The organism is Haloarcula limicola (genome assembly GCF_010119205.1).
In the GTDB taxonomy this organism is placed as follows: domain Archaea; phylum Halobacteriota; class Halobacteria; order Halobacteriales; family Haloarculaceae; genus Haloarcula; species Haloarcula limicola.
In genome coordinates this window covers 79,721-94,297 of record NZ_WRXM01000003.1, presented here as the reverse complement: position 1 = coordinate 94,297, position 14,577 = coordinate 79,721, and the positions used below count along the sequence as shown (strand labels likewise).

Below are 14,577 nucleotides of genomic sequence, written 5' to 3'. Positions count from 1 at the left end.
GCACGCGGTCGGCTGAAATTGACTCTCGACTCGCTTCCGCCACGCGGTCGAGCGGTTTCTTTGCAAGCACTATCCCTATCTTCGGGGACGTACGTTTCCCTCGTATGCCCGATCTCGGCAACCCCGCCGGATTCGATCTGGCGACCGTCCTGACCGGTTCCGGAGTGACCCTCCTGCTCTCCGCGGCGATCATGCGGTACGGCGATCGGTTCACCTACACGCCGGGGGAACTCTACGGCATCAGCGGAGCGGTGCTCATCGTCGTCGGCGTCCTCTTCGGACTGGTGCTCGTGCTCCGCGGTGATAGGTGACTCACTCGGCGACGGAATTCGTCCGCTCGGAGACAGTCGCATTGCACTCGACCACCACAAAGCACTTTTTCGCGTCGGCGAACGTCGAAACTATGGATCGCCGCCGGCTCCTCGCCTCGCTCGCCGCCGCCGGAACCGCGGGCTGTCTCTCCGCCGTGACCGATCCGAACGGTACCCCCGACCGTGAATCGACCAACACTCTCGACGACGGATCGAGTGACACGCAGAGGAGCACGTGTCAGGTATCTGAGTCCACTCTCTCGGCCGAGCGGGTGTCACCGACGGCGGAACAGCGGACCCACGTCGTTCCGATCGAGTACGGTGCGCAATCAGATGGCGTTCGAGACGCCTTCGCCGCCGCGCTCGACGGCGAGACGCTCGACGCCTGTCCGAACCGTACCGTCACCGACGGTCCCGAACGGGCGCTTCCCGAGGCGCTGGCGGTCGTCGAGGACGCGCTCCAGCGACAGCGACGGGCGTACGACGGCGAAGCTCCGATGCCGAAGTGGGTCGAACGCGCCGCGTACTTGCGTCGAGAAGACGAGATGTACGTCCTCGATGCGACGCTCTCGGATATCGAGCTCTCGCGGGCGGAATCCCCCGCGGAACCGGCCACGTCGTCGCCCGAACCATCGGCGAGTCGATACGTCTACGTCACGAATACGGCCGAAGTCCCGGCCGGCGTCGACCTCAGATTCACCGCGGTAACGGAGCGGAGCGAGGTCACCGACGATGCGACGGCGACGCTCCTCGTGAGCGTTCGAAACACGGGAGCGGATCGAGCGGTCGATGCCTTCGAGGGCGAGGGGTGTCACCTGTTCAACCGGAGTCGAGGCGGCAGTACTCCGGCGGGACTCTGGCTCTATCGAGCGCAGAACGCGCCCGGACCCGGCGACGACGGTCGCTGGACGCGTGACCGGGAGGAGACGAACAGCCGGACGTACGACGCCTACGGCTGTGGGATGGCCGCGCTTTCCGCGGGGGAGGCCGTCGTCACTCGATACGCAGTCTGGGACGACTACGCGACCTCGGGCTACCTCGAGCCCGGGACGTACCGCTTCGACGTGACGCTTCGAGTCGGGCCGTCCGAAGACAGCGACGACTGGCGGGAAGTTCCGTGGTGGGTGGAACTCGCCGTCGTCGACCCGGACGACTGATCGGCCTCAGAGCTTCCGGAACACGCGGATCGTGTCCCGAGACGTGGGTTCGCGGATCAGTTGGGCGAAGCCGCGCTCCGAGAAGATCCCCTTCCAGTTGCGGTGAAAGAGCGGGAAGTCGTCGTTGACGTAGCTGATGTCCGCCTCGTTCCGACCGCGCTGTGGGCTGTTACCCTCGTTCTCGGCCGTCACGAGGAAGTCGGCCGTGATGCGGGAAATCTCGTCGAAGACCCACGCGTCGTCGGGGTGGATGTGCTGAAGCGTCTCGACGGTGTAGACCACGTCGAACGCGTCGTCAGAGACGTCCCCGACGAAGTCCTCGACCGCGCCGGTGTGGAAGGTCCCCGTCTCGGCGAGGCGCGGGTAGTTCTCGGCCATCACGTCGAAGGAGTCCGCGTTGATGTCGATCCCGGTGAGGTTCTCGTAGCCGTTCCGAAGCAGGTGCGCGAGATGCCGGCCGGAGCCACAGCCGATCTCGAGGATCGACGCGTCGTCTGCGACGTAGTGACCGAGCACGTCGGCGAGCGTCTCGCTCACCTCGTTCGGGCCGATCTCGGCGTAGTACGTGGGCGAGTACTTCCCGGAGCGCTCGGCCCAGTCTTCGCGAACGTCGTCGGGGTCCATACCTCGACCGACGGAATCGAGGGGTAAATGCGCCCCGAAGTGGCCGCGTCTCGGCGGATGGACAACAGCGAGAGAGGGGGTTCGGCCGCTACAGTTCCTCCGTTCGCACGGCGGCGCGACGCTCCGGAATCAGGTCGAATTCGGTGGCGATGTCGCCCAAGACCAGCAATGCATAGTAGCGCAGATAGGTGACGACCGGGACCTGGACGAGGGCGGCGACGGCGAGGAGCGCGAGGACGAACAGGACGCCGACCACCGCGAGGACACCGACGCCTAATGGTGCGAAGAGGAAGAACAGCAAGAGTCCGATGAGGCCGAGGAAACCGAACGGAATCAGGAGCAGCAGCGCCGCTAGCCCGGTAGCGATGGCGACGAGAATTCCGGTGACGACCGCGAGGACGAAGTTGGCGACGAGGTAGGCGAGGTACTGCCAGGGCTGGCCGGTCATCGTCGGCCAGAGCCGCCGCCACCCGCCCAGAACGGTCCGGTCTTCGAGTACCATGACGGGGACGACGAACGACGTCGTGACGGTATCGACGATGCCGACGACCAGCGCCAACACGACGATGACCGGCAGGAGCAACAGGAATCCCGCGAGCGAGAGCCCGCCGACGGGGGCCGCACCCGGCCCGATGTCGAAGAGAGCGGGGAGCACGAACAGCGCGAAGAGGACGGCGAAACTGCCGAGGACGAGTCCGTTCACGAGGAGTCGAAAGCCGAATAGGCGGACGCCCTGTCGCCACCGCCGGTCCCAGTACGCGCGGATCGCGACCGTCTCGTGGCGCAACGACTCGACGAGCACGAACTCCATGACCGAACCGACCAGCAAGAGCGCGAGTCCGACCAGCAGCGCAACCAGTACGACGGCGGCGACGAGGAGGACGACGTTCGTTCCGATCTCCGGAATCGGGGGCATGCCTCCCGGTCCCTGCTCCGCCGGGACGTTGTACTGCGAGAAGTTGAAGTTCGCGACCGGACCGCCGACGAAGAAGACGACGACGGCGAGTTTTATCCACCGGGTTCGGTCAATGGGAAAGAGAAACGCCCGCGTCGCGTCGAGCGCGTCGTCGATGTCTTCGAGCGCGTAGAGTGTCATATCTCCGAATCGTGCGCCTTCGCATATAAGTCTACACCGAGGACGTGGCGGCTCTCAGGAAACGGTCACGGTGGGCCACCGAGCGGAGGTCGGCCTAAAACGGTAAAAAAGCCTGGAGCCGGTCGGCGATGGTCGTCTCGGCCTCGTCCAGCCAGCGCATCTCGAACGTCTGGTCTCGCCCGGCGCTCAAGAACGGGCCGGTCTCTCCGCGCGTCTCGTATTCCTCGTGGTAGGCCTCGACAGCGTATACGACGTTGGTCCGCGCCGCCTCCTCGAACGGCCCGACGCCGCGACAGTCGGTCTCGGGGTCGGTCGCGAGCCACTTCTCGTCCCCGTCCGACTCGCCCGGAAGTAGGTCCCCGGGCCGCCGCGTCACGTCGGCGCGTTCGAAGACCGCGCTCGGGTCCATGCGTCGAGATAGCGTGCCACCGTAGTAAGGCCTGTCGTCCAGTCGGAGAGTGCTAGCGACCCGTTGCTCGTTCGACGATCTCACGACTCGCGTCGGGTTTCAGGCTCGCTGTGCGGTCTCCTCGAAGGGCTGAACGACGACGAAGCCGCTCGATCCCTCGAAGGCCATCTGATACGTCTCGCCGGAGGACTGGCCGATGGCGTTCGCGAGACTGCGGTCGGTGTTGATGCTCGGCGAGAGGTCGCTGGACCACGCGACGGTCGCGTCGGGGTCCGTCTTCACCGGCGGTTCGAGCACCAGCGGGTCGCCGTGGGTCGTGATGGCGACCATCCCCGGCCCGGAGAGGAAGACGTTCGTCAGGCCGGCGGCCGACGCGCCGCTGAGCGAGCCGATGGTCCCGATCTTGTAGTCGACGCTGTCCTCGAAGGCCAACACGTCGTTGCCGTTGACCGTGATCGACTCGCCCTCGTCGAGCGAGAGGGGCTGGATCTTCTTCCCCTGGTCGGCGACGTAGACGTTACCCGTCCCCTCGACCTCCATGACGGGCGTGCCTTCGCTCGACATCTGTCCCTTGATGAAGCCGGTCAGACCGCCCTCGGCGGAGGACTTCCCCGTAAAGGAGAGGTCGCCCTCGTAGGCGATCATCGACCCGGCCTTCGTCAGGACCGTGCCGTCCACGTCGATGTCCAGTAGCTTCTTGTTCTCCAGTTCGAACGTGTCTTGACTCTCCTCGGGCGCGTTTTCGCTGATGAAGTTCTCGAGTTCCATGTGACAATTCAGGGCTATTGGCAACCCAGACGGCGCTTCGGAGAGCGGGGGCAAAAACCTTCAGGCGAAAACGATCGGACAGCGGCGAGCACGAACGTATCGGGGTCGAGATGCGACGTGCAGCGATCGGAGACGGACCGGCAAGAATAGCAGCGCTACGTCCGGCTCCATCGGCCCCCGCAGTAAAACTGCTCGAGCGCGATAGGAGAAGTATGGACACCCAATCGGTCGTCTCGCAAGCGAAGGCGGTCAAGGACGTCTTCAGCGAGAAGAACGTGACCTTCCTCGCCGGTAGTATCGCCTACAGCGCGTTCGTCTCGCTCGTGCCGCTGCTCATGTTCTTCTTCCTCGCGGTCTCGGTCTTCGGCGCGCCGGAGCTGCAGCAGCGAATCGTCGAGGTCACCACCGACAACGTCTCCCCGTCGGTCGGCGGCGTCATCGAGGTGATGATAGACCAACAGAGCGGTGCCGGAACCGGCTCGACGATCACCGCGTCGGTCATCGGCGTGCTCACGCTCGTCTGGGGTGCGATCAAGGTGTTCCGCGGGCTCGACACCGCGTTCTCGGAGATCTACGAGACGACCGGCAGGGAGTCGTTCGTCGGCCAGCTCAAGAAGAGCCTCCTGATGCTGCTCACGCTCACGCTCGGCATCGTCGCGATGGTCGGTGCCACCAGCGTCGTCGCGTTCTTCTCGTTCGTCCCGTTCATCGGATTCGCGGTGCCGCTGATCCTCGCCCTCGGCCTCTGTATCGCTTTCTTCCCGATGTACTACCTGTTCCCGGACATCGACGTCGAGCCGCGGGACGTCCTCCCGGGAACGGTCGTCGCGGCCGTCGGTTGGATGCTCTTACAGGTGCTGTTTCAGGTATATGTCTCCCTGACCGGGAGCGACGGCAACCTCATCGCGAGCATCCTCTTGCTCGTCACGTGGCTGTACTTCAGCGGCGTCGTCCTGCTGCTCGGTGCCGTCGTCAACGCGATCGACGCCGACCGCACCGACTTCTCTGGCGAACCCGAAGCGAGTAGTGTGAACTGAAAGTCGTAGTAGCGGTTCTGGAGCCCGAGGAACGCGAAGCGGTAGTACGGAAGCTACACAACAGATAGCGAGCCGACGCACGCGGACTGACGGACTGGAAAGGAGCGAGACCGACCGCTGAGACAGAGACGAGACCCTGACTCCGACACTACCGACCGAGACAGTGGGCGAACGCCTCGTCGTCCTGAACCCGGCTCTCGAATCGCGTGCTCCGCGAGGTCTACCGGCGTGTCCACGAATACAAGGGCCACGTCTAGCGGTCTAGCGACCGAGCGGTACCGAGAAGTGCCGAAAGGAGCCGACGCGTCGGCCTAGAACGACGGGAGGACTTCCTCCTCGTAGAGCTCGAACAGCGCGTCTTGGTCGTCGCCGACCTGATGGACGTAGACGTGGTCGTAACCCGCGTCGATCGCCCGCTGGATGCTGTCGATGTGCGGCTGGGCGTCCGGCCCGCAGAGCATCGAGCTCTCGGCGATGTCGTCCTCGGAGACCATCTCGGTGGCCTGCTCGAAGTGGCTCGGCGTCGGGAGGATGGCGGTCATCTCGCCGGCGAGGCCGGAGTTGGGCCACTGCTCGTGGGCTGTCGAGACCGCCTCCTCCTCGCTGTCTGCGACGCAGGCCGTGAGTTGGCAGAACCGCGGCCCCTCGCCGCCGTTCTCCTCCCATGTCTCGACGGTGTCCTGCGGGCCGACCGCCCAGAAACCGTCGCCGACGTCGGCCGCCGCCTGCGCGGCGCGCGGGCCGTACGCCGAGACGCAGATGGGCGGCGTCTCCTCGGGAAGGGTGAACAGCTGGGCGTTCTCGACGGTGTAGTGCTCGCCGCGGTGGCTGACCTCCTCGCCCGTCCAGAGCGAGCGAATTACGTCGACGGCCTCCTCTAACATCTCCAGGCGGACCGCGTGTTCGGGCCAGTGGTCGCCGTAGATGTGCTCGTTCAGGCTCTCGCCGGTGCCGACCCCGGCGTAGAACTCGCGGCCCTCGAACATCGTCGCCGCCGTCGCGCTGGCCTGCGCGTAGAGGGCCGGGTGGATGCGCATGATGGGCGCGGAGACGCCGATCCCGACGTCGACGTCCGTCGTCGCCTCGGCGACGCCGCCGAGGGTGGACCAGACGAACGGCGCGTCGCCCTGCTCGGGGACCCACGGGTGGTAGTGGTCGGAGATAGAGAGGAAGTCGAAGCCGATCTCCTCCGCTTTCCGCGCGTGGTCGACGAGGTCGTTCGGTCCGTGCTCTTCGCTCGATAGGGTGTAGCCGATCTCTGTCATAGGTACTCTCTGTCGAGTGAGACGTCGGCCGCCGTCCTCGGGAATCTAGCCCTTGCGAGAGAAAGCGAGCGGTGGGATTCGACCTCCGTGTACCTCCGCGCCGCCGGGGCTCAGAGGTACGCCGGGTCCCAGTCGTCCGGCCGATGGGTGTTGCCACACTCGTTGCACTTCAGGCGGTCGAGGCCGTCGCCGGTCACGTCGGTGCCGCCACACTGCGAGCAGAAGTATCCCGCCCGGTGCTCGGACTCGGCGTCGTCGTAGACGGGGAAGAACGGCGACCGCGTCCCCGAGAGTTCGGCGTCGCCGTCGACCGACCGCTGCTGTCCGCCGAGCGTGACTTCGTCGGGGATCTCGACCTCCGGAGCGTCGGCCTCCTCGTCCTCTTTTTCCGCCTGTACCTGCTCCTCTTCCTGTTGCGTGTACCGCTGCAGAGTGAACTCCACGGACCCGATCTCGATGGTCTCGGTATCCGTCTGGTAGAGGTCGAACCGCTGGAGGAACTGGTTCCCCTCCCGGGCGCTTTCGAGCAGTCGGGCCGTGAGTCGAGTCGAGTCGCCGTCGAGTTCGTCCTGTAGGCCCTCGACGAGCGAGTGACCGATACCGCGTCCGCGAGCCGCCGGATGGACGTGAAGCCAGCGGAGCTCCCCCTCGCCTGTGGTCTCGGCGAACCCGACCGGGGAGGTCTCTACCGCTTCGTCGTCGACTCCTTCGGCGACGAGCAGGCGTTCCTCGTCCGTATCTATCCGGTTCGAGAGCTCTTCGGGACCGAAGTCGGCCTCGATGATCGTCTCGATATGCTGGGGGCTCAGCGCGTACGAGGCGCGAAACGACCGTTCGGCGGTCTCTCGAATGCCCTCTCGGTCGTCGACTGTCGCGGGACGGACGTTCATGTCTCTCCCTCCGTCCCCGACGGAGAAAGCGGTCACCCTTGCACACGAAGCAGTCGGGCCAGCGGACGACGGAGACCGCCACGCCACGCGTCTCAAACCGCTCTCGTGAGCGCGTGAGCGGCCGCGAACGAGCGCTTGCAGGTGCAGGGCCAGATGACTTCGGGCGGGCAGGCGAGTGTTTAGCCACGATGTCTAAGAAGACTTCACAGATCTCGGAAGTGCTACGGCCCATCGCGTCGGTCGTCGAGGAAGAGCTGCAGTCACGGAACGGGTCGAACCTGGAAGCCGAGGAGATAAAGGCCGCCGTCAAAGAGGGCGTCGCCGAAGCGCTGGCGGAGCACGAGAGCGACAGTCAGTCAGCGGTGGAAGTGACAGACGACGAGACGGAGAGCGAATCTTCGTCGTCCGGGTCCTCGTGGGCGAGATTGCTCGCCGTCGTTGTCGCCGTCGCATCGACGGCGTATCTGGCGAACCGGCGACGAGGGAACGAACAGGAGGAAGTCGAGAGTTCGTCCCTAGACGACGACCTGTCGAGCGACGACGACGCGTCGAATTTGACCGCCGAGGACGAAACCGAGCAGTCCGAGGACGACGAAGTCGATACCGAGACAGAGTCTGCGACCGACGGAGACGACTCCGACGACGAAGACGACTCCTGATCTCTCGGTGCACGGCAGAGCGACGCGTCCTGACGCGGGCGCGTCGCCACCGTGCCGACGTCCGCCGCTGCGTAACTCGTGTCTCGAACGGCGAGCGACCGCTCCCGGCGCGGACGCCGTCGAATCCGGCGGCTTCGAGACCATCACGGGCGTGAATTTTGGCTTGCATTTACAAGCCCCAGCCATACCTGACGAGCGCTAGTCTATTCTGACGATGGTAGACGTCATGGGACACATCGCTTTCGGGTTGTTGTTCGCCGTCCCGGCGTGGTTCGTCTGGGACGGTCGAGTCAGCATCGTGTTCATCGCGCTCACGACGACGACCGCGATGCTTCCCGACGTGGACTTGGTGCTGTCGAACGTCTTCCCACAGGCGATCAGCCACCACGGCGTCACACATACGCTGTTGTTCGTGACCGCCGTCAGCGTCGTAGTGGGGGCGCTCGTCACGCCGATACTGCGAAACCGAATCGACAGTCTGACCAGAGGGGACCGCTTCGATAGCACGAGCCTGTTCCTGTTCGTGACCGGCGCGTTCGCCCTCGGTGGGACAAGCCACCTGTTCGCCGATATGCTCTCGGCCCCCGACATCGCCCCGCCGGTCAACCCGTTCTGGCCGTTCTTCGCCAAGCCGTGGTCGGTCGACGTCCTGTACTACAACTCGATCTGGGCGAACGCCGTCCTGCTGGCGACGGCGCTCGCGCTCCATCTCGGCCTCTGGTACGCCTTCGACCCCTTCGACCACCGCTACCGGATCGAAGCGGCGAACACCGCCGAGCGGCAGTGAGCTATCGGAAAAAACGAGGTCCAGCGGACGGCAGCGTCTGACGCTAGTCTTCGCGGACCTTCGAGAGCGCTTCTTTCGGCGCGTCGCAGCTCGGACACGAGTCGGGGAGGCCGTCCTCGAGTTCGCCCATCTCGCCGCATTCCTCGCAGCGCCACATGATGTAGCCCTCGCCGAACTCGCCGCCGGGCTGTTCCTCCTCGACGTCGAACGTGTCGTCCTCCGTCGTCACGCCCTCGGTCGTCTCGACCTCGAATCCCGACTCGGTCAGTTCGGTGACGACGCCGACGACGGTGCCCTCGTCATTGTAGATCGTCTCGTTCGCCTCGACTGTTTCCGATTCGGTCGTCGCGCCTTGATTTTTCACCATACTTCGTCTTCGGGACCGACCGTACCCAGTCTGGTGCTTGGATATGCGCGGTGCGAAGCGCTCTCACAGAAACTCCCCGGAAGCGACCCGACTGTCGTCGCGTAGTTCTCGAAGACCGTTACCGCCTCATTACCGCGCTCCGCGGCGGTCGTCGCCGAGGGTAGCAGAGGGTTGTTCCGTCCGCTCGTCGTCGGGGACGACGCGCCGCCTGGCCTCGTCGTCCCACTCCTCGAAGTAGCCGTAGTCGGTCATCGTCGCCATTCCGGCGATCGCGGCGCGGAGGTTGATACCGACGAGCGGGACGTCCGCGACGGTGACGATGACGTCCGCCTGCAGGATGACGCCGTCCCGGAGGATGACGTCGAGTAGGTCGACGACGGCGTCGTCGTCACGTGACGGTTCCATCGCTCACTCCGTTAGATATCGGCTGTCGAGTCATTCGTTCCCGAGTGTCGGTGCGAACGTGTACGGCGGCCACGGCCCCGTGTAGCGCACTTCGACGCCGGGCCTGGCCGCTATCTCGTCGAGTTGGTCCCCGATAGCGCCGGCGGCTTCCTCGTCGGCGAGGACCGAAAACGCGGTCTCGAAGTCCGCGTCGTCGCGGTCGTCCTCGTCGAGGGAGGTCACGTTTCGGTCGATGTTCCGGATCTCGGCCGCGTGGTCGTCGAGCGATTCCCGGAGCGAGGCCGCGGTCTCGTTCCACTCCTCGGCGACGAGCGAGCGCTCGCGCTGGTCGACCTGTTTCGACTTGAGGAAGGCCGTCCCCGAGTCCGCCTCGTCTGACTCGTCCTGTAGCTCGTCGAGGCGGTCGTCGCCCTCGGTAACGCCCGCGCCGAACGCGTCGGCGTCACAGGTCAGCTCGATGCGGTACTCGCTCCGGCCCGCGAAGCGGTCGAGCGCCGGTTGCAGGTCCTCTCGTTGGCGGTCGAGCCACGCGGCGATACCGTCGTCGTCGCCCTGCAGGATGGTGTCGAAGCGGACCGGTAGCGGCGTGCCGAACCGCTCGTGGGCGGCGTCCACGACGCCCTGATGTTGGAGCAGCCATCGTTTGACCGTCGTCTCGTCGTCGGAGTCGTACGGCGTCGCTCGCCGCTGGACGAGCGCCGCCAGTCCGTTTTGGACGGCGAGATACGGCTCCTCGCCGTCGACGCCCTCGGCGTCGAGCGTCGTTCCCGTCTCGACGTCGTCCGCGTCGGCGACGTCCACGACGCAGTAGAGATACCGGCCCTCGTCGCCGGCCGTCTCGTCGGCCGCCGCTCCCTCGTCGGTCGTCGTCTGGTCCGTCGCTCCGTCGTCGGTCATCGTTGCCCCCCGTCGTCGGCCGCCGTCGGCGTGTCCGCGACGGTGCCGCGGCCGGTACCTGCGGTCGCCGCCTCGGTGTCGATCATCCGGAGCGCGTCGTCGACGAGCCCGTCGAGTTCCGACCGGACGTTGTCGACGTCGTTCTCGATGTCCGAGGTCTCCTTGATGTCGTCTATCTCGGCCTCGATGGCCTGGAGCTGCCGGCCGAGCTGCTCTATCTGCTCGTCGCTCAACTTGCCGGACTCCATCCGCCGGATCGCCTCCCGCTCCATCGCCTCGACGAGCAACTCGACGACGGCGACCACCAGCGAGAGCAGGCCGTCGCTGGCGTCCTCGCCGTCGATGTCAATCGTCGTCATCCTCGTCCTCCGTTTCGTCCGCCGTCGTCTGGTCGGCCGTCGCGTCGCCGTCCGCGTCGTCGGCCGCCGGTTCGTCGGTCGTCTCGTCGGCGGACTCCCCGCTCGCGCCCGTCGGTTCGTCGGCGTCGTCGGCCGCGTCGGACTCCTCGGCGGGGCCGCCGGGCGAACCGGCGCTCGACTGCGCGACCTGAATCTGCTTCGGGTGGCTCCCGGGCGAGACGTCGGGCCGCTCGGCCGCGTCGTCATCGTCGTCGCTAGTGTCGGACGGCGGTCCCAGCCGTCCCTGGTTCGCCGCTCGCTCGATGCGCTCCTGGTCGGTTCCCTCCGGGAACTCCAGTCCATACTGGGCGGCCGTCTCGAAGGAGGCGACCGCGGCCCGGATCTGGATGCCGAGCAGTTCGGTATCGCCAACGGAGACGGCGATGTCGGCGTTGATGACGAGGCCCTTATCGAGCAGCAGTTCGACCACGTCGGCCAGGTCGGCCGAGGAGCGCGTCGGTCCCGCGCTAGGCATCGTCTTCCGCCTCCTCGAACCGCGAGCCGTAGATACGTCGTCTGTTCGGTGCCGTCGAATAGCGGGTCTCCTCGGGGACGGTCGAGAACTTGGCGGTCCCCTGCCGCGCTCCCCCGGGCGACATGGTCGAGACGGCGGTGGGGTTCCGTGAGTCCGTCGACGAGGAGTTGCGACGCTCGTTTCGCCTGCGGTTCTCCGCGTGCAGTTTCTTTAGCTTCTGGCGCGCGGCGAGGATGCTCTGTCGGAACTCCCCGACCGAGTCGCTGATGCGCGACTGGATCGCGTTCTCCATCGACTCCCGGTGCAGTCCCTCCTCGTCCGTGCCGAGTCCCTCCAGTCCGCCGAGCCCCGACTCCGCCGACGCGTCAGCCGGGTCGCTGGCGTCCGCGGCCTCCTCGTCGCCGAAGGGGCTGTCGAACGACGGGTCGTCGAGGAGCCCGTCGTCGGCGTCGTCCTCGTCGCCCGAGAGGAGCCCCTCGTCTTCCTCGTCGGAGAAGTCGTCGAGTTCGTCGTCGAGTTCGCGGGACTGCCGCCAGAACTCCCTGGCGTTGACGTTGTCCCAGACCTCGGACATGTCCGCCACCGAGAGGAGTTTTCGCAATTTGACGGCGGCGGCGGGGTTGCGGTCCTCGATGGCCTCGGGGACGTCCTCGAGTTCGATGGCTTCGGGGAGGTTCCCCCACTCGATCTCGCTCAGGAGGTCGGTCAGGTCGACCGTCCCGAGCATGTCCTCGACCTCGTCGGCCACGTCGTGGATGTCGTCCAACCGCTCCGCAGCCTCCTCGGCCGATTCGTGTTCGGACGTGTCGTCGACCTTCTCGCTGAGCTCGTCGATGGCCGTTACGAGGTCGTCTACGGTCAGTTCGCTTTCGTTTGAGTCTGTCATGGTGCTCCGTTCCGGGTGGCAACCGCGCGGCCGCGAGACCTCGCCGTCTGCGAGGTGGTCGGTGACGCGGGCAACGAGCGAGAGCGTCGAATCGCCTCGCGGTTCGTCATCCCTTCACCTCGACTCTCCCGCTGAGTCGCTCGCGGGCCTTCTGTGCGACTTCGAGTTCCGCTTCGAGTTCGTCTTTCCGTCGCTCGTACTCCGTCTGGTCCAGTTCGCCGACCTCGTACAGGAGGCGGTTCTCCTTGAGTTCGTCCCGAATCGCCTCGACGTCGTACTGCTCCTCTAGCGCCATGTCGTGGATGATCGTCAGCAGCGAGACGAACGGCTTGAGGAACAGGTCGTCGAGGAGGAACATCTCAGGCCTCCGCTTTGATGTGGAAGTCCACGAAGCTGTACGGAGCCCACGGACCGGAGTACTGCACGGTCAGGTCCGGGTGGGCCTCGCGGACGGCGTCGACCGCGTCGTCGAAGGACTCGCGCTCGTCGCGTTCGACGAGATAGGAGTTGTTCAACAGCAGGCGGTCGCTGAACAGGTCTCCGTCGGCGACGTCGGCCGCGTGGTCGGCGAGTTCGGTCTCGATGGACTCCCGAACCGAGTCGGCGTCTGCGACGCCGTCCTCCGGAACGAGGACTTTGATGCCGACTTCCTCGTGACCGGCGGCGCGGCGCAGCGATCCCGTGAGTTCGGCCCGACTGTTCCGGAGGACGTTCTTCAGCGCCCGCTCGGACTCGAAGACCATGCCGAACCGCATCGGGACGACCGCTCGGCCGTCGCCCGCCGTCATCACCTCCCGGAGCACGTCGTCGTGCGCCCGAGCGTTCTCGTCGCTCTCCTCGGGGTCGAGCGTGTCGATGTCGCTGACGACGGCGGCGTGAGTGCGATGTGAGACAGTGTATACGTCGCTCTCGCCCTCGACGCCGTCGGTAGAGACGTCGATCGAGTCGGCCTCGATGACGCCGTACGCGTAGATTTTATCACCGGACATTGTATGACCTGTGCTCGTATGCGGCGATTCGCCGTCGCCCGACCAAGCCCTGTTGCCAGCATACGCAAGTCGTCGCGTCCAGCGGATTCGACGGCGATAGGACCGGACCACCTCGTCGTGGAGAGAATCGTCGAACCGCCCGACCTCTGGCGAACACACGACCGATTCCGCCGGAAACCTTTCGACTGCAGGCAGCATGTACAGGTAGGTAACCCGTCAAGTGGCATTATGGCACAACCGGATTCCAGTAGCCTGGCAGCAGTGCTCGACCGCATCCTCGATAAGGGACTCGTGGTCGACATCTGGGCGCGCGTCTCGGTCGTCGGGATCGAAATTCTCACCGTGGAGGCCCGTGTCGTGGCCGCGTCCGTCGACACGTTCCTCCACTACGCGGAGAACATAACGAAGATAGAACAGGCCAGCCAGTCCGGTGAGCTAGAGGAGATGAAGGAGCTGGACATCGAGAAACCGGCTCGCCCGGACAACTACCAGCAGGCCCCGTCCCAGTAGAGACTGCGGCATAGCTCACAACCATGTCACAGTCAGACGCTGAGTCGACCGAACAGTGCCGCGCGCTCACGAGCGACGGCGACCGGTGTCAGAATGCGGCGGTCGAGAGCGGGTTCTGTCACCAGCACGACGATTCCGATCCGACCGTCGACGACGGCTCCTCGGACGACGAAGCCGAGAGCGAGGAGTCGGCGAGCGATACCGAAGACGAAGCGTCGGACGCCGACTCGGACGGCGCGTCCGAGGCCGCCGAGTCCACCGACGGCACAGCGGCGGGCGAGGCCGAGAGCGGAGAGGCGGACGCCTCCGAAACGTCCGAGTCGGAAGACGCCGCGAGCGACGAGGTTTCCATCGGCGGCGCGGGATCGCTCATCGAGGTGCGACGCACCGTCGAAGCGGTCACGGCGCAGCTGATAGAGCATCCGCTCGACGGGGTCGTCGAGATACGCAGAGACGGCGACGGCGGCTGGCTGGCGACCGTCGAAGTAGTCGAACGCCGCGCGGTTCCCGACACGCAGGACATCATCGGCTACTACGAGATCACGCTCGAAGACTCGGAGACGGTGACCGGCTACCGGCGGCTCTCCCGATATCGTCGCATGGATACCGACCAGAGCGAACGGCTCGAATGACCGCCCGCCGGCCGG

Annotated in this window: 21 protein-coding genes; 7 read left to right on the top strand and 14 right to left on the bottom strand. The window is 65.8% G+C overall.

The window, feature by feature from the left end; all coding sequences use genetic code 11:
* Positions 1-104: 104 nt before the first annotated feature.
* A complete protein-coding gene (locus GO488_RS15505; RefSeq protein ID WP_162318759.1) occupies positions 105-311 on the top strand; it encodes a hypothetical protein in 207 nt (68 codons plus the stop codon).
* A gap of 92 nt (positions 312-403) precedes the next feature.
* On the top strand, positions 404-1,468 hold the full coding sequence (locus tag GO488_RS15500; protein ID WP_162318758.1) for a hypothetical protein: 1,065 nt from the start codon (positions 404-406) through the stop codon (positions 1,466-1,468).
* Positions 1,469-1,474: 6 nt separating this feature from the next.
* On the opposite strand, the gene GO488_RS15495 is transcribed toward GO488_RS15500, so the two are convergent.
* From GO488_RS15495 to GO488_RS15480, 4 genes are all read right to left on the bottom strand, one after another.
* On the bottom strand, positions 1,475-2,092 hold the full coding sequence (locus GO488_RS15495) for a class I SAM-dependent methyltransferase (protein ID WP_162318757.1): 618 nt from the start codon (positions 2,090-2,092) through the stop codon (positions 1,475-1,477).
* Between the two features lie 88 nt (positions 2,093-2,180).
* Positions 2,181-3,188: a DUF7544 domain-containing protein gene (locus GO488_RS15490; RefSeq protein ID WP_162318756.1), complete on the bottom strand. Its 1,008-nt coding sequence runs from the start codon at positions 3,186-3,188 to the stop codon at positions 2,181-2,183.
* A 94-nt stretch (positions 3,189-3,282) separates the two neighbouring features.
* Complete coding sequence (locus tag GO488_RS15485) at positions 3,283-3,597, bottom strand: hypothetical protein (RefSeq protein WP_162318755.1); 315 nt, start codon at positions 3,595-3,597, stop codon at positions 3,283-3,285.
* Between the two features lie 99 nt (positions 3,598-3,696).
* Complete coding sequence (locus GO488_RS15480; RefSeq protein ID WP_162318754.1) at positions 3,697-4,365, bottom strand: AIM24 family protein; 669 nt, start codon at positions 4,363-4,365, stop codon at positions 3,697-3,699.
* Positions 4,366-4,577: 212 nt separating this feature from the next.
* On the opposite strand from GO488_RS15480, the gene GO488_RS15475 reads away from it, so the two are divergent.
* Positions 4,578-5,402, top strand: a complete 825-nt coding sequence (locus tag GO488_RS15475; protein ID WP_162318753.1) for a YihY/virulence factor BrkB family protein — start codon at positions 4,578-4,580, stop codon at positions 5,400-5,402.
* Between the two features lie 311 nt (positions 5,403-5,713).
* On the opposite strand, the gene GO488_RS15470 is transcribed toward GO488_RS15475, so the two are convergent.
* Both GO488_RS15470 and GO488_RS15465 read right to left on the bottom strand, forming a co-directional pair.
* Entirely contained in the window at positions 5,714-6,667 is a 954-nt protein-coding gene (locus GO488_RS15470; RefSeq protein ID WP_162318752.1) for a TIGR03557 family F420-dependent LLM class oxidoreductase, read from the bottom strand.
* A 110-nt stretch (positions 6,668-6,777) separates the two neighbouring features.
* The gene (locus GO488_RS15465; protein WP_162318751.1) at positions 6,778-7,557 is read right to left on the bottom strand and encodes a GNAT family N-acetyltransferase; all 780 of its coding nucleotides are present in this window, start codon (positions 7,555-7,557) and stop codon (positions 6,778-6,780) included.
* A 188-nt stretch (positions 7,558-7,745) separates the two neighbouring features.
* Here GO488_RS15465 and GO488_RS15460 point away from each other — a divergent pair, with 188 nt between their 5' ends.
* A complete protein-coding gene (locus tag GO488_RS15460) occupies positions 7,746-8,216 on the top strand; it encodes a hypothetical protein (RefSeq protein WP_162318750.1) in 471 nt (156 codons plus the stop codon).
* A 214-nt stretch (positions 8,217-8,430) separates the two neighbouring features.
* Positions 8,431-9,003 carry a metal-dependent hydrolase gene (locus GO488_RS15455; RefSeq protein ID WP_162318749.1) on the top strand — a complete coding sequence of 191 codons (573 nt, stop codon included), beginning with the start codon at positions 8,431-8,433 and terminating at the stop codon, positions 9,001-9,003.
* A 43-nt stretch (positions 9,004-9,046) separates the two neighbouring features.
* On the opposite strand, the gene GO488_RS15450 is transcribed toward GO488_RS15455, so the two are convergent.
* The 8 genes from GO488_RS15450 to GO488_RS15415 all read right to left on the bottom strand — a co-directional run bounded on the left by GO488_RS15450 (position 9,047) and on the right by GO488_RS15415 (position 13,420).
* On the bottom strand, positions 9,047-9,370 hold the full coding sequence (locus tag GO488_RS15450) for a DUF7130 family rubredoxin-like protein (protein WP_162318748.1): 324 nt from the start codon (positions 9,368-9,370) through the stop codon (positions 9,047-9,049).
* A gap of 129 nt (positions 9,371-9,499) precedes the next feature.
* Positions 9,500-9,775, bottom strand: a complete 276-nt coding sequence (gene gvpM / locus GO488_RS15445) for a gas vesicle protein GvpM (RefSeq protein ID WP_162318747.1) — start codon at positions 9,773-9,775, stop codon at positions 9,500-9,502.
* A 30-nt stretch (positions 9,776-9,805) separates the two neighbouring features.
* Positions 9,806-10,672: a gas vesicle protein GvpL gene (gene gvpL, locus GO488_RS15440; protein WP_162318746.1), complete on the bottom strand. Its 867-nt coding sequence runs from the start codon at positions 10,670-10,672 to the stop codon at positions 9,806-9,808.
* On the bottom strand, positions 10,669-11,031 hold the full coding sequence (gene gvpK / locus GO488_RS15435) for a gas vesicle protein GvpK (protein WP_162318745.1): 363 nt from the start codon (positions 11,029-11,031) through the stop codon (positions 10,669-10,671). The genes gvpL and gvpK overlap by 4 nt, the downstream gene beginning before the upstream one ends.
* Positions 11,018-11,545, bottom strand: coding sequence for a gas vesicle protein GvpJ (gene gvpJ, locus GO488_RS20115; RefSeq protein WP_162318744.1), 528 nt, complete (start codon positions 11,543-11,545; stop codon positions 11,018-11,020). Before gvpJ ends, gvpK begins: the two co-directional genes overlap by 14 nt.
* Positions 11,538-12,431 (bottom strand): hypothetical protein, encoded by an 894-nt coding sequence (locus GO488_RS15425; protein ID WP_162318743.1) that lies wholly within the window; start codon positions 12,429-12,431, stop codon positions 11,538-11,540. The genes gvpJ and GO488_RS15425 overlap by 8 nt, the downstream gene beginning before the upstream one ends.
* A 106-nt stretch (positions 12,432-12,537) precedes the next feature.
* A complete protein-coding gene (gvpG, locus tag GO488_RS15420; protein ID WP_135305015.1) occupies positions 12,538-12,789 on the bottom strand; it encodes a gas vesicle protein GvpG in 252 nt (83 codons plus the stop codon).
* Between the two features lies 1 nt (position 12,790).
* Complete coding sequence (locus GO488_RS15415; protein WP_162318742.1) at positions 12,791-13,420, bottom strand: GvpL/GvpF family gas vesicle protein; 630 nt, start codon at positions 13,418-13,420, stop codon at positions 12,791-12,793.
* 228 nt (positions 13,421-13,648) lie between these two features.
* Here GO488_RS15415 and gvpA point away from each other — a divergent pair, with 228 nt between their 5' ends.
* Both gvpA and gvpO read left to right on the top strand, forming a co-directional pair.
* Positions 13,649-13,930 carry a gas vesicle protein GvpA gene (gene gvpA / locus GO488_RS15410; protein WP_135305013.1) on the top strand — a complete coding sequence of 94 codons (282 nt, stop codon included), beginning with the start codon at positions 13,649-13,651 and terminating at the stop codon, positions 13,928-13,930.
* Positions 13,931-13,953: 23 nt separating this feature from the next.
* Positions 13,954-14,562 (top strand): gas vesicle protein GvpO, halophile-type, encoded by a 609-nt coding sequence (gene gvpO, locus GO488_RS15405; protein WP_162318741.1) that lies wholly within the window; start codon positions 13,954-13,956, stop codon positions 14,560-14,562.
* Positions 14,563-14,577: the final 15 nt, after the last annotated feature.